Here is a 16,018-nt window from a genome sequence, read left to right on the forward strand (position 1 = left end):
CGAAAATATAATATTTTATCTTTAGCCCATTAAGAAGAACTCTATGACCGTACAGGAAATCGCAAATGTTCTGGAGGAACTGGCCCCACTCTCCCATGCCGAGGATTTTGACAATGTGGGACTGTTGGTAGGTGATCGCAACCAAGAAGTTTCGGGTATATTAGTGACCTTGGACACCTTGGAGGCAGTTGTTGATGAAGCCATCTCCAAGAATTGCAACCTCATTGTTAGCTTTCATCCCATCATATTTAAAGGACTAAAAAAAATAACAGGGAGTACTTATGTGGAGCGGGTGGTTCTCAAAGCCATTGCCAATAACATTGCCATCTTCAGCATGCACACGGCATTGGACAATAGTAAAGTGGGAGTCAATGCCAAAATTTGCGAGGTGCTTGGTATCCAAAACCCAAAAATCTTGATACCGAAACAAGGAACCATCAAAAAACTGACCACATATGCACCTTTGGAAGCTGTGGATACGGTTAAATCCGCTTTGTTCAAGGCAGGGGCCGGTGAAATTGGAAATTATAGCGATTGTAGTTTCAGTACGGAAGGTACCGGAAGCTTTAAACCAGGTGATTCAACCAACCCTTCTGTGGGCAGCATTGGCCAAGTACATTATGAAAAAGAGGTGCAAATCCATGTAATTTTCTCATTTGAAAAGGAAAAAGCCATCCTGAATGCCCTGTTTGCCAACCATCCCTATGAAGAAGTTGCCTATGAGATAACTACCCTTCAGAACGTTAATCAAGACATTGGTATGGGTATGGTGGGTACGCTGGAAAATGAAATGGAGGAAACCGCATTTCTCCAGTACTTGAAGAAAAAAATGAATGCATCTGTGGTCCGGCATTCCGAGTTGTTGGGAAAAAAGGTGAAAAAAGTGGCTGTTTTAGGGGGCAGTGGAGCATTTGCCATTAAAGCGGCATTAAAGTCTGGAGCTGACATATTTGTAAGCTCGGACATCAAATATCACGAGTTTTATCAGGCCGAAAAGCGATTGGTCATTGCCGATATTGGGCACTTTGAAACTGAGCAGTTTACAAAAGATTTATTGGTTGATTATCTTATCAAAAAAATTCCTAATTTTGCAATCTCTTTATCGGAGAGCATTACAAATCCCATCAAGTATTTATAATATATGGCGAACAAAAGTGAAAACACCGTGGAAGAAAAGTTAAGAGCTTTATATGATCTACAACTTATCGATTCCAGGGTTGATGAAATACGCAATGTTAGGGGCGAACTTCCTTTGGAGGTGCAAGACTTGGAAGATGAGGTACTGGGGCTTAAAACCAGAATGGACAAGCTAAAGACCGACGTTGAAACCGTAAATTTTGAGATTGCGGCCAAGAAAAATCTCATTGAGGAGTCCAAGGCATTGATCAAAAAATATGCTGAACAACAAAAGAATGTTCGCAATAGCCGTGAGTTTAACTCTTTGAGCAAAGAGGTAGAGTTCCAGGAATTGGAAATTCAATTGGCTGAAAAGAACATCAAAGAATTTAAGGCCCAAATAGAGCAGAAAAAAGAGGTCATTTCCGAAACCAAGGAAAAATTGACCGAAAGAGAAGGTCACCTAAAGCATAAAAAAGGTGAGTTGGACGCTATTTTGGCCGAAACTGAAAAAGAAGAAAAAGCACTTTTAAAGAAGTCAGAGGAATTTGAGGAGAAAATCGAAGAGCGCTTGATTCAGGCCTACAAGAGAATCCGCCACAATGTGAAAAACGGTTTGGCCGTGGTTCCTGTTGAAAGAGGCGCTTCCGGTGGTTCTTTCTTTACCATCCCTCCCCAAGTTCAAGTAGAGATTGCTTCCAGAAAGAAAATCATTACTGATGAGCACAGTGGAAGAATCTTGGTAGATCCATTATTGGCTGAGGAAGAGCAAGCAAGAATGCAAGAATTGTTTACCAAAATCTAATTTGGGCCGAAAAGTAAAAACTAAGCCACCTTTTTAGGTGGCTTTTTTATTGTTGAGCAGTTTCAAAATCTGTTTTTCAACTTCTTCAGAATCCCACTTGGACTCGATATCGGGAAGTTTCATTACCTCCTGCATAATTTTTTCTTGCTCGTCCCCTATGGCCAGTGCTTCTGCATAAGGCCTATCTGAAAAAGTAACCCTACTATACACCGGAATCCATTTATCAGGGTGTTTGGCAGCAAAATGTTTTTCAATTTTCTTTTGCAATAAGAACATGGGGTCGGCAGTTTTACTGCTCATTTCCATGAAATTTCGGTAACTGAGCTCGGCAATGGCATCTGCATTGGGTTTGCGCATTTTTTGGTACTCCCCAAAAATGCGGTCCCAATCATCACCATACTGACCCATGAGCTCATCCAACTGATAAATATCTTCAAAACCAGCGTTCATACCCTGTCCATAAAAAGGAACAATGGCATGAGCAGAATCCCCAACAAGGGCAACCTTGTTCCAATAGGTCCAGGGATAACACTTCATGGTAACCATGGCACTGGTGGGGTTCTTAAAGAAATCCTGGGTAAGATTCTCTATTTCCTTCCGAACGTTGGGAAAGTAGGTTTCGAAAAAAGTTTTCGCATCTTCCTCCGTTTTTATCTTATCAAAAGAAACGTCCCCTTCAAAAGGTAGAAACAATGTACAGGTGAAACTCCCATCAATATTGGGCAAGGCAATGAGCATAAACTGGCCTCTTGGCCAAATATGGAATGAGTTTTTACCCAATTTATGGGTACCGTCCGGATTGGGTGGAATGGTAAGCTCCTTGTAGCCTACATCAATAAAATCCTGTGAGTAATCGAACCTACTACGGCGTTGCATTTTATGCCTAACCCGTGAAAAGGCCCCGTCACATCCAAAAATCAGGTCAAATTGGTACTCCTTCCAAGCACTTTTAACGGTTTCCCCGGTATATATCTTGGCTTCTGGAAGATCCACATCCCACACTTTTTCGTTGAATCGAAACTGCGTCCCTGCCTCTTCCGCCAAATCGATCATTCTTCTATTGAGAATCCCTCTGGATATGGACCAAATGGCTTCCCCATCTTTGCCGTAATTCTGGTAATAAACAGGCTTGTCGTAGACATGCATGGCCCGTTTGTCCATGGGAATTGCTATTTCCCTAATACTTTCTTCGAGCCCTACCTTGCGGAGCGACTTCCAGCCCCTATTGCTCATGGCCAAATTAATGGACCTACCTGAAAATTCTATAGTTCTGATATCCGGTCTACGATCAAATACCGTTACCGAATGTCCTTTTTTTCTTAAAAATATAGCTAAGAGGGAACCCACCAATCCAGAACCGATGATGGCAATATTTTTTGGAGTCTGTGTCATATGCCCGTGGGCCTATTCTAGTTAAACTATAAAAGTACGGAAAATAGGTAGTATTCAATGCCGTATTGTCTTTTAGACACCAGTGCCACCTAATGTGCACAGGTCTTTTTCTTGAAGAAAAATTTATGGTGAAAAGTTTTTTTGGGTAGGGATGAACTTTTGGCACCATAGTTGCCGTATATATAGTAAATATTCCGCTTCGGCGTCTCTATATATAAAAAGTCCTTCACAATTTATTGCGAAGGACTTTTTCCCTTTTAAGAAGAGTCTTATTCCAAAATGCCGTCCACTATTCCATATTCCACGGATTCATCGGCACCCATCCAATAATCGCGATCAAAATCTTTCATCACCTTGTCATAATCCTGTCCACAGTTATCCGCTAGAATTTTAGCACCCAATTCTTTGGTCTTGATTATCTCCTTGGCCTGTATTTCAATATTGGAAGCCTGGCCTCGAGCACCACCGCTAGGTTGATGGATCATGACTCTTGCATGGGGTTGGATAAATCGCCTTCCCTTCTCTCCTGCGGAAAGTAAAATGGATCCCATGGAAGCTGCCAATCCTGAACATACGGTTGACACTGGACTTTTAATTTGTTTTATGGTATCATAAATAGCAAAACCTGAGGTTACATACCCACCAGGGCTATTGATAATCAGTTGAATTTCATCATTGCTTTGAAGATCCAAATACAACAAGCGATCAATAACATGTTTTGCCGAATCATCATCAACCATTCCCCATAAAAACACCTTGCGCTCATCCAATAATTTCTCTTGGATCAATTCACTAACCTTACCTTTTTTTGAACTCATTCTTTGTGTTTTGTAAAGTTTCAAAATTAATCAAATTATAAGTACCAAAATCCTTAACCCAAGGAAATATCCATATCTAAACGGATTCCCATCCATGAGCAAAAAATGCCAGCAAAAGTGTCCCACATCGATAATTTGCACACGTTTACCGATAAAACTAGCGATATAAGTACCTGATTGACAGTTATCTATGATTTTGTCACCTTATCGAAAAAGGCGTCGTACATCGATTTATCCAACACCTATATCGTGTAACTTTCCTATTCCAGTACATCCTGCATTTCTTTGAAACGAATTATGAACCCAAATCTTAATAATTCCAATCCAACAGTGAAAACCTTAACCTACAGCGATTTACTTCAAAGCACATTTTTAGTGACCCAATCCTAGTAGGTTAAGCTTTCATAAAGTTTGGACGATCCAACAACAGATCATCTCAAATCTAAACCTATGAAGAGCAAAACTACTTCTACATTTAAATCGGTAATTGTTTCTTTCTTACTCTTGTTCTCGTTCAGCATGATGGGGCAGGTTAAAAAAGCATTTACCCCGAGGTATTCAGAAACCATTAAGGGAGATGTGACAATCATCGCCAATAATGTACTTTCACGTCATGCCACAAATGCGTACAATGGAACGGATGGTAACCACGATTTCTCAAACAATGTTTTTGTAGATATCGATTCGGATGCCTCCACCTTTAATTCCAGTAGCGCCAATTTCTCCAATCCGGAACCAAGCCTTAGCTGTTTGAATTTCAAAAAGGTCTTGTTGTATTGGGCAGCGGCTGACAAGGAGTATTCTGTTGATGACAATACAGGTAATGGTGGTTCTGAACCTGTTTGGAATTACAACCAGGTAAAGCTCATGCTCCCTGGTCAATCTTCGTACAGCACAATTACCGCTGATGAAGTAATATATAGAGGAAGAGATGAACATTTCGTAAACGATCCTTACATATGTGTCAAGGATATTACATCAGACGTAGTTGGTTTGGCCAATCCTTATGGAAATTTCCAGGTAGCCAATGTGAAAGCAACTGAAGGTGATTTATATTCACATACAGGATCGCATACAGGTACCTCGGGAGGATGGCAAATTGTGTTTGTCTATGAAAACCCGAGCATGATTGGAAAAAACATCACCCTTTTTGATGGCTATGTGCACATTACACAAACACAAGGAGAGGTGGAATTTGATTTTAACGGGTTCCAAACAGTTCCTACTGGAAATGTAAATGCAGATATTGTTCTTGGATCTTTTGAAGGCGACAGGGATATCTCTGGTGACCAGTTGCAAATCTTCGATACCAACAGCACTTGGTCCAACATATCTACCCCAATAAGGGATAGTAACAACTTCTTTAATAGCCGGATTACCATAGATGGGGCCGATTTCACGGATAGAAATCCCGCCAGTACCAACACCCTAGGTTTTGATGCTGCTGTTTTTGATTTGCAGAACACTGGAAACAAGTTTATAGACAACAACCAAACATCAGCTACCCTTAAAATTACCTCAGACCAAGAAAGTTATGGTCTTTATTTGCTCGGATTAAGTGTTGAAGTTTATGAACCCAGCCTTGGGGCCTTGAACTTTACTTCCTCAACTTCCGGAACAGGTTTTAACCCAGGTGACAACGTTCAAATGACACTTAGCGTTGAAAACTCTGGTAACGATGATATCCAAAACCTGGAAATTTATACCACCCTTCCACAAGAGGTGGATTTTGTGAATACAGAATCTTTGCCCGCTGGAGTAACATACAATTTTAATACTTCCACAAGGGAGTTGCGCTTTTTTGTTCCTGATGGCAATACCGATGTAGGAGATCCATTGTATACTTTGGATTTCAATGTTCAGATCAAGGACCAATGTCATTTCTTGGAAACAGCTTGTTCCGCAAACTTTGCCATGCAAGCCACCGCAACCTTTAGTGGGGTAACCAATACCAATCCAGTAGTGGCCCAAAGTTCAGGAACACTGGACAGTTGTGGCATCGGTAACTTTGATCCTACTGTGGTAGACATCAATGAACCCAATCAGGTAAACTGGTCAACAGCGGCCAATGCACTGGACACTACTGTCTCTTGTGATGATACTGATGCGTTGAACGCAGCCCAAAACCTTGAACCAGCAACTGAATTTTGCAATTTTACTTTGAACAAGGTTACAGGTAGCTTTGTTGCAGACCCAAGTTGTCCTGGGGAAGGAACATACACTAATACTTGGACTTTCACAGATGCCTGCGGAAGAACCAGTGATACATTTACACAAGTCATTACGGTGGAAGATAACGCTGCACCAACCTTTGTGGAGACATTGCCAACAGATGCCACTGTTTCCTGTGACAGCGTACCGGTTGCAGATGTATTAACCGCTACCGATAACTGTGACAATAGCGTTGCAGTAACCTTTGATGAACAAATTACAGACGGTGATTCCTGTCCTTCCGATTATACCATAACAAGAACTTGGTCTGTGGAGGATTGTGCTGGAAACACTACGGAGCATGTACAGACAATTACTGTTGAGGACAATACTGCGCCTACCTTCGTGGAAACGCTTCCTTCGGACACAGTTGCTGCTTACAATGCGATTCCAAGTGCAGAAACACTCACTGCAAATGACAATTGTGATACAAATGCCGGTGTAAGTTTTTCAGAAACTTATATTGGAGATAATACAAGTACTACCTACACCATTGTTAGGACATGGACTGCGTCCGATTGTACAGGGAATCCCGTTGATCATACCCAACAAATTTTTGTTACTGAAAATGGAGATCCTGTTGGTTTGTACATCAGTGATATTACTGTGGATGAAGATGCAGGAAATGCCACATTGGAAGTATTCCATGTAGGTGAAGTTATTGGAGGTTTTACAGTAAATCATACTACTGTTGATGGAACAGCTGTAGAATCCTTGGATTACAGCCTAACTTCTGGTGCACTGAATTTCAATGGAACGCATGGGGAATTGGTTTCAATTTCAGTTCCAATAAATGACGACAACATTATTGAAGCAACAGAAGCTTTCACCGTCCAATTGTCTAATGGTAGCAATACACCAGTTATTAATGACAACTCTGGAGAGATTACCATTAACGACAACGACAGGGGTGCGGGCAACGGGGTGTCCATTGCGGGCTTCAGCGTAAACGAGGACGCCGGTACCGCTGATTTTGTACTGTCACTGAACGCAAACGTACAGGGAGGTTTTGACCTGGACTTTGCCGTTGCCGATGGGACCGCCTTTGCAGGTTCCGACTATACCGTGGCATCCGCCACCGGGAACATAGCATTTGCCGGTAACGCCGGGGAACAGCACAGCGTGACAGTCACCATACTTGACGATACATTGATAGAGAACAGCGAGGACTTGTCCATCGCACTTTCCAACCTTTCAACCGGGCTCATCTCCATTGTGGGCGCCAACGCCGTTGGTACGATCAACGACAACGACGGCGGGGCCGGGAACGGGGTGTCCGTTGCGGGCTTCAGCGTAAACGAGGACGCGGGCACGGCAGACTTCGTACTTTCCCTCAACGCCGACGTACAGGGAGGTTTTGACCTGGACTTTGACGTTGCCGATGGTACCGCCATCGCCGGCAGTGACTATACCGTGGCATCTGCATCCGGGAACATAACATTTGCCGGTAACGCGGGCGAACAGCACAGCGTGACCGTCACCATACTTGACGACAGCCTTATCGAGAACAGCGAGGACCTGTCCATCTCACTTTCAAACCTTTCGACCGGGCTCATCTCCATCATCGATGGGAATGCAACGGGAACGATAGGTGACAACGACGGGGGTGCAGGCAACGGGGTGTCCGTTGCGGGCTTCAGCGTAAACGAGGACGCCGGTACGGCAGACTTCGTACTTTCCCTCAACGCAAACGTTCAGGGAGGGTTTGACATCGACTTTGCCGTTGCCGACGGTACCGCCATCGCAGGGGACGACTATACCGTGGCATCCGCCACCGGGAACATAACATTTGCCGGTAACGCTGGGGAACAGCACAGCGTGACCGTCACCATACTTGACGACAGCCTTATCGAGAACACCGAGGACCTGTCCATCGCACTTTCAAACCTTTCAACGGGACTTATCTCCATTGTGGGGGCCAATGCCACAGGTACCATAAATGACAACGACGGGGGTGCGGGCAACGGGGTGTCCGTTGCGGGCTTCAGCGTGGACGAGGACGCGGGTACCGCAGACTTCGTGCTCTCGCTCAACGCCGACGTTCAGGGAGGCTTTGACATCGACTTTGCCGTTGCCGATGGTACCGCCATTGCGGGCAGCGACTATACCGTGGCATCCGCCACCGGGAACATTGCATTTGCCGGTAACGCCGGGGAACAGCACAGCGTGACCGTCACCATACTTGACGATACGCTTATCGAGAACAGCGAGGACCTGTCCATCGCACTTTCCAACCTTTCAACGGGGCTCATCTCCATCATCGATGGGAATGCAACGGGAACGATAAACGACAACGACGGGGGTGCGGGCAACGGGGTGTCCGTTGCGGGCTTCAGCGTAAACGAGGACGCAGGTACCGCTGACTTCGTGCTTTCCCTCAACGCAAACGTTCAGGGAGGTTTTGACCTGGACTTTGACGTTGCCGATGGTACCGCCATTGCGGGCAGCGACTATACAGTGGCGTCCACCACCGGGAACATCGCATTTGCAGGTAACGCGGGCGAACAGCACAGCGTGACTGTGACCATACTCGACGACAGCCTTATCGAGAGCACCGAGGATATGTCCATCGCACTTTCTAACCTGTCAACGGGGCTTATCTCCATCATCGATGGGAATGCAACGGGAACGATAGGTGACAACGACGGCGGGGCCGGGAACGGGGTGTCCGTTGCGGGCTTCAGCGTAAACGAGGACGCAGGTACCGCTGACTTCGTGCTTTCCCTCAACGCAGACGTTCAGGGAGGCTTTGACATCGACTTTGCCGTTGCCGACGGTACCGCCATTGCAGGTTCCGACTATACCGTGGCCTCCGCCACCGGGAACATCGCCTTCGCGGGTAACGCCGGGGAACAGCACAGCGTGACCATTGCCATACTTGACGATACAGTGATCGAGAACAGCGAGGATATGTCCATCGCACTTTCAAACCTTTCAACGGGGCTTATCTCCATCATCGATGGGAATGCAACGGGAACGATAAACGACAACGACGGGGGTGCAGGCAACGGGGTGTCCGTTGCGGGCTTCAGCGTGGACGAGGACGCGGGTACCGCAGACTTCGTGCTCTCGCTCAACGCCGACGTTCAGGGAGGCTTTGACATCGACTTTGCCGTTGCCGATGGTACCGCCATTGCGGGCAGCGACTATACCGTGGCATCCGCCACCGGGAACATTGCATTTGCCGGTAACGCCGGGGAACAGCACAGCGTGACCGTCACCATACTTGACGATACGCTTATCGAGAACAGCGAGGACCTGTCCATCGCACTTTCCAACCTTTCAACGGGGCTCATCTCCATCATCGATGGGAATGCAACGGGAACGATAAACGACAACGACGGGGGTGCGGGCAACGGGGTGTCCGTTGCGGGCTTCAGCGTGGACGAGGACGCAGGTACGGCAGATTTTGTACTGTCACTGAACGCCGACGTTCAGGGAGGCTTTGACATCGACTTTGCCGTTGCCGACGGTACCGCCATTACAGGTTCCGATTATACAGTGGCCTCGGCCTCCGGGAACATCGCCTTCGCGGGTAACGCCGGGGAACAGCACAGCGTGACCATTGCCATACTTGACGACAGCATTATCGAGAACAGCGAGGACCTGTCCATCGCACTTTCCAACCTTTCAACAGGGCTCATCTCCATTGTGGGCGCCAACGCCACAGGTACCATAAACGACAACGACGGCGGGGCCGGGAACGGGGTGTCCGTTGCGGGCTTCAGCGTAAACGAGGACGCCGGTACCGCAGATTTTGTACTGTCACTGAACGCCGACGTACAGGGAGGGTTCAACGTGGACTTTGACGTTGCGGACGGTACCGCCATTGCGGGCAGCGACTATACAGTGGCATCCGCCACCGGGAACATCGCATTTGCAGGTAACGCCGGGGAACAGCACAGCGTGACCGTCACCATACTTGACGATACGATCATCGAGAACAGCGAGGACCTGTCCATAGCACTTTCAAACCTTTCAACCGGGCTCATAGGTATTTTGAACGCCAACGCTGTTGGTACGATCAATGACAACGACGGCGGGGCCGGGAACGGGGTGTCCGTTGCGGGCTTCAGCGTAAACGAGGACGCAGGTACGGCCGACTTCGTGCTTTCCCTCAACGCCGACGTACAGGGAGGGTTCAACGTGGACTTCTCTGTTGCCGATGGTACGGCCATCTCAGGTTCCGACTATACCGTGGGCTCGGCCTCCGGGAACATCGCATTTGTGGGTAACGCGGGCGAGCAGCACAGCGTGACCGTCACCATACTTGACGATACGATCATCGAGAACAGCGAGGACATGTCCATAACCATCTCCAACCTTTCCACCGGGCTCATAGGTATTTTGAACGCCAACGCGGTCGGTACGATCAACGACAATGACGGCGGGGCCGGGAACGGGGTGTCCGTTGCGGGCTTCAGCGTAAACGAGGACGCAGGTACGGCCGACTTCGTGCTTTCCCTCAACGCCGACGTACAGGGAGGGTTCAACGTGGACTTCTCTGTTGCCGATGGTACCGCCATCGCAGGGGACGACTATACCGTGACCTCAGCCACCGGGAACATCGCATTTGCCGGTAACGCGGGCGAGCAGCACAGCGTGACCGTGACCATACTTGACGATACACTGATAGAGAACAGCGAGGACCTGTCCATAACCATCTCCAACCTTTCAACCGGGCTCATATCCATTTTAGATGGGAATGCAACGGGAACGATAGGTGACAACGACGGCGGTGCGGGGAACGGGGTGTCCGTTGCGGGCTTCAGCGTGAACGAGGACGCAGGTACCGCTGACTTCGTACTTTCCCTCAACGCAAACGTACAGGGAGGTTTTGACCTGGACTTTGACGTTGCGGACGGTACGGCCATCGCAGGTTCCGACTATACCGTGGCCTCCGCCACCGGGAACATAACATTTGTGGGTAACGCGGGCGAACAGCACAGCGTGACAGTCACCATACTTGACGACAGCATTATCGAGAACAGCGAGGACCTGTCCATCGCACTTTCAAACCTTTCAACGGGGCTTATAGGTATTTTGAACGCCAACGCCACAGGTACCATTAACGACAACGACGGCGGGGCCGGGAACGGGGTGTCCGTTGCGGGCTTCAGCGTGAACGAGGACGCGGGTACGGCAGACTTCGTACTTTCGCTCAACGCAAACGTACAGGGAGGATTTGACCTGGACTTTGCCGTTGCCGATGGCACCGCCATCGCAGGTTCCGACTATACAGTGGCATCCGCCACCGGGAACATCGCATTTGCCGGTAACGCGGGCGAGCAGCACAGCGTGACCGTCACCATACTTGACGATACAGTGATTGAGAACAGCGAGGATATGTCCATCTCACTTTCCAACCTTTCAACGGGACTTATCTCCATCATCGATGGGAATGCAACGGGAACGATAGGCGACAACGACGGTGGTGCGGGCAACGGGGTGTCCGTTGCGGGCTTCAGCGTAAACGAGGACGCCGGTACGGCAGACTTCGTACTCTCGCTCAACGCCGACGTTCAGGGAGGTTTTGACGTGGACTTTGACGTTGCCGATGGGACCGCCATTGCAGGTTCCGACTATACAGTGGCATCCGCCTCCGGGAACATAGCATTTGTGGGTAACGCGGGCGAGCAGCACAGCGTGACAGTCACCATACTTGACGACACGCTTATCGAGAGCAGCGAGGATATGTCCATAACCATCTCCAACCTTTCAACGGGACTTATCTCCATCATCGATGGGAATGCAACGGGAACGATAGGTGACAACGACGGCGGGGCCGGGAACGGGGTGTCCGTTGCGGGCTTCAGCGTAAACGAGGACGCAGGTACCGCTGACTTCGTGCTTTCCCTCAACGCAGACGTTCAGGGAGGGTTCAACGTGGACTTTGCCATTGCCGATGGCACCGCCCTTGCGGGCAGCGACTATACCGTGGCATCCGCCTCCGGGAACATCGCATTTGCCGGTAACGCCGGCGAACAGCACAGCGTGACAGTGACCATACTTGACGACAGCCTTATCGAGAACAGCGAGGACCTGTCCATCGCGCTTTCCAACCTTTCGACCGGGCTTATCTCCATCATAGATGGGAATGCCACAGGTACCATAAATGACAACGACGGGGGTGCAGGCAACGGGGTTCAATTCGATATCACCAACATCAACATTGATGAAGATGCTGGAACAGTTTCAGTACCTGTAAGCCTTAATGTGGACGTACAGGACGAATTTACCGTGGAGTTTTATACCAATAATGGTTCGGCTCAAGATGCATTTGATTATACTGGTATTCCCCAGAACACTCAGGTATTGACCTTTGGGGCAGCCAATAGTAACAATCAAAACATAATCATTCCGATTATTGATGACATCATTATTGAAAGTACGGAAGACTTCCAGGTAGTCTTGACCAATATTTCAACCTCTTTGGTAAACATCTTGTCCAACGATACCGCTACCGTTAACATTATCGATAATGATGGAAATGAAGGTTATCCAACTGATATTACGCTTGAAGCTTGTGATACAATTCCAACTGCAGAAGTAATTACTGTAAACAGTACCTGTGCAACTACAGTGGATTTCAACGAGTCCATTACAGGACAAGATGATGGCTGCGCCATGGATTATACCATTACCCGAACATGGACTTTTACAGATTGTGTTGGAAACGTTCGTGAACACGTGCAAGTGATCACGGTGATAGATACCCAAGCACCATCATTTGTTGAAGTACTTCCAACGGATATTACAGTTTCTTGTGATAATATTCCAGTTGCTGACGTCCTAACGGCCATTGATAGCTGTGATCCAAATATCACTGTAGTATTTGACGAACAAATCACGGATACTGATTCTTGTGGATCCAATTATATCATCACAAGAACATGGGATGCAGCGGATTGTGCAGGTAACCCAATAAGCCATACGCAGGTTATCACTGTGGAGGACACAACTGCTCCTACATTTGTGGAGGCCTTGCCAATGGATGTAACTGTTTCCTGTGATGCTATTCCAACAGCAGAAATCTTGACAGCTACGGACAATTGCGATCCAAATATCACTGTAGTATTTGATGAACAAATCACGGATACCGATTCTTGTGGTTCCGATTACATCATTACCAGGACATGGAGTACGGCTGATTGTGCAGGTAATCCTGTAAGTCATACCCAAGTGATCACAGTTGAGGACACTACAGCTCCAGTGTTTGTGGAAACCTTACCATTGGATATAACTGTGTCGTGCGACAATGTTCCGACTGCGGAAATCTTGACCGCTACGGACAATTGTGATCCAAATATCACCGTAGTGTTTGATGAGCAGATTACGGATTCTGATTCTTGTGGTTCTGATTACATCATTACAAGAACTTGGAGTACGGCTGATTGTGCAGGTAATCCTGTAAGTCACACCCAGGTAATCACGGTTGAGGACACTCAGGCTCCGCAATTTGTGGAAAACTTGCCACAAAGCATGACTGCAATGTGTAACGAGGTTCCTGATGCTATTGTTCTAACTGCGATTGACAATTGTGATACAACTACTGCAGTGACTTTCGATGAGATAATTACCAATGATTCCAACTGTGCAACTGGCTATACCGTTACCCGAACTTGGTCTACGGAAGATTGTGCTGGGAATGTCAATATCCACACCCAGGTTATCACGATAGAACCTACTGGTCCTATCACCTCAAGTGCTTACGAGGAGGAAATCAACCTAATTTGTGGTGATGAGATTCCAGAAGTTCCTCAATTGACCTTTATGGGTGGATGCGGTGACTATCAAGTAGAATTCTCTGAAGAGACTGTTAGCTTGGTGGATACAGAAGACTTCATGATCACCAGAACTTGGGATGTGACCGACTCTTGTGGCAATACTGCCTCTTTTGAGCAAGTGATTTTTGTTATGCAACCTCAACCTGAGGAAGTAGAAATCAACATTTGCGTTGAGGATGATGCCATTAACTTGATAAACTATTTACCTGAATCCTTTGATACCAATGGGGTATTTGAGTTGATCAGTGGTAAGGTTGTATTGGATGGAAGCATCTTTAATCCAGCCAACCTGGAAGTTGGAGAATACTTGATTAGCTATAGTTCTGCTGAAGGAACCTGCAAGTATTATGTAGACTTCACCATCATTGTAAACAGTGATTGTGTGCCTTGTGGTAGAGATGAGATCATTGTATCCAAAACGGTTACTGCCAATGGAGACAATATCAATGATATGTTCACTATCACTGGAGTAGAATATTGTAATTACTCTTTTGAGCTGATGATTTTCAACCGCTGGGGAGATAAAGTATACGAATCCAAGAACTATCAGAATGACTGGGGTGGTTTTGCTCCGAGCAATGCCTTTGGAAATTCCGGTATGCTTCCTTCAGGCACGTACTACTATATCATCAACGTGATAAATACAGATATTAAACCACTGAACGGATACATTTATCTGGGAACTGGTGCAAACTAAACAAACTGCAACTACTTTGAAAGGTCAGCCACACAGGCTGGCCTTTTTTTGTATCGATTATCGAACTATTTCTTAGACCAATGCCCTTTTGTAAATCAGGTCATTTGCCGCATTCGTCCACAGAAAAATGCACTTCATCGAACCCTTTGTTTCAGGCCGATTATTCAAGTTCATTCAACGGCTATATTACTCAATAACACCCGTTTGCCGTTGCTTTGATATAGAATTTAAACCCAAATTCCAGTCTGGGCAACCGGGCAAAACCTTAACCGAAACAATATGAAAACGCTTCGCAAGCTTACCTTGGCATTGATGGCAATTGTTGGATCCAGCGCTATGGCCCAACAGCTTCCTCAGTTTACACAATATATGTTCAACACCATCTCCGTAAATCCCGCTTATGCAGGTAGCCGAGAAAGTATGAACATGACCGCCCTTCACAGGAACCAATGGGCTGGACTGGATGGGAATCCGACCACAAGTACATTCTCCTTCCACACTCCCATGAACAATGAACGTGTGGGATTGGGGATTTCCTATATCACGGACCAATTGGGTTTTGAGAGCACCAACTATGTGTATGGGGATTTTAGTTATACCATTCCCGTAACGGCAGAAGCAAAACTTTCTTTTGGATTAAAAGCTGGATTCACCAACTACCGTTTGGAAAATCCTGATTATAACGATCCCTTCTTCAACGCCAACTTTAACAGTTGGAAACCCAATTTTGGGGCTGGGGTTTATTTGAGTACCAATAGATGGTATGCAGGTATATCCTCTCCCAGAATTTTGAACACGGATTTGAACGAAGGAGAGTTTGAAGCCCTGGAGCGTAATAGCTACTATGCTATTGGAGGGTTGGTAATTGATATCTCCGCCGACGTTAAGTTACGTCCTGCATTTATCACCAAATTTACCAATGGAGCACCTTCTACCTATGATATTACCAATAGCTTTCTACTGTATGAAAAAGTATGGTTGGGAGCTTCTTACCGATTCAATGATGCGTCCAATTTTGGAGCGTTTTTGGACTACCAGATTTCCAACAATTTTAGAATTGGCTATGCTTACGACCTTCCAACTTCTACCATTAGACCCTACACGGGTGGAACCCATGAAGTCATTTTGATCTTTGAACCAAGACTTTCCAAGAAAACCAATCTTTATAAGTCACCAAGATATTTTTAAAATC

6 protein-coding genes are annotated in these 16,018 nt (G+C 46.7%); 4 read left to right on the forward strand and 2 right to left on the reverse strand.

Features of this window, described 5'->3' with window-relative positions; genetic code table 11:
* Window positions 1-43: 43 nt before the first annotated feature.
* Window positions 44-1,138, forward strand: coding sequence for a Nif3-like dinuclear metal center hexameric protein (locus tag ACRHOZ_RS17025; protein WP_431128090.1), 1,095 nt, complete (start codon window positions 44-46; stop codon window positions 1,136-1,138).
* A gap of 3 nt (window positions 1,139-1,141) precedes the next feature.
* A complete protein-coding gene (locus ACRHOZ_RS17030; RefSeq protein ID WP_431128093.1) occupies window positions 1,142-1,921 on the forward strand; it encodes a zinc ribbon domain-containing protein in 780 nt (259 codons plus the stop codon).
* Window positions 1,922-1,954: 33 nt separating this feature from the next.
* Here ACRHOZ_RS17030 and ACRHOZ_RS17035 read toward each other — a convergent pair whose 3' ends face one another.
* Window positions 1,955-3,313, reverse strand: a complete 1,359-nt coding sequence (locus tag ACRHOZ_RS17035) for an FAD-dependent oxidoreductase (RefSeq protein WP_431128096.1) — start codon at window positions 3,311-3,313, stop codon at window positions 1,955-1,957.
* A 269-nt stretch (window positions 3,314-3,582) separates the two neighbouring features.
* Entirely contained in the window at window positions 3,583-4,131 is a 549-nt protein-coding gene (locus tag ACRHOZ_RS17040) for a ClpP family protease (RefSeq protein ID WP_431128099.1), read from the reverse strand.
* A gap of 450 nt (window positions 4,132-4,581) precedes the next feature.
* On the opposite strand from ACRHOZ_RS17040, the gene ACRHOZ_RS17045 reads away from it, so the two are divergent.
* Together ACRHOZ_RS17045 and ACRHOZ_RS17050 are read left to right on the forward strand one after the other, a co-directional pair.
* Complete coding sequence (locus ACRHOZ_RS17045) at window positions 4,582-14,826, forward strand: Calx-beta domain-containing protein (protein ID WP_431128102.1); 10,245 nt, start codon at window positions 4,582-4,584, stop codon at window positions 14,824-14,826.
* 279 nt (window positions 14,827-15,105) lie between these two features.
* Complete coding sequence (locus ACRHOZ_RS17050) at window positions 15,106-16,014, forward strand: PorP/SprF family type IX secretion system membrane protein (protein WP_431128105.1); 909 nt, start codon at window positions 15,106-15,108, stop codon at window positions 16,012-16,014.
* The last annotated feature ends 4 nt before the right edge of the window (window positions 16,015-16,018 follow it).

Origin of the sequence: Flagellimonas flava (assembly GCF_050617915.1) — a bacterium.
Lineage (GTDB): Bacteria > Bacteroidota > Bacteroidia > Flavobacteriales > Flavobacteriaceae > Flagellimonas > Flagellimonas flava_A.

What these genes read in the sequence shown, in the direction of transcription:
- ACRHOZ_RS17025 (WP_431128090.1), top strand. Translation starts at nt 44, where the DNA reads ATGACCGTACAGGAAATCGCAAATGTTCTGGAGGAACTGGCCCCACTC.
- ACRHOZ_RS17030 (WP_431128093.1), top strand. Translation starts at nt 1,142, where the DNA reads ATGGCGAACAAAAGTGAAAACACCGTGGAAGAAAAGTTAAGAGCTTTA.
- ACRHOZ_RS17035 (WP_431128096.1), bottom strand. Translation starts at nt 3,313, where the DNA reads ATGACACAGACTCCAAAAAATATTGCCATCATCGGTTCTGGATTGGTG.
- ACRHOZ_RS17040 (WP_431128099.1), bottom strand. Translation starts at nt 4,131, where the DNA reads ATGAGTTCAAAAAAAGGTAAGGTTAGTGAATTGATCCAAGAGAAATTA.
- ACRHOZ_RS17045 (WP_431128102.1), top strand. Translation starts at nt 4,582, where the DNA reads ATGAAGAGCAAAACTACTTCTACATTTAAATCGGTAATTGTTTCTTTC.
- ACRHOZ_RS17050 (WP_431128105.1), top strand. Translation starts at nt 15,106, where the DNA reads ATGAAAACGCTTCGCAAGCTTACCTTGGCATTGATGGCAATTGTTGGA.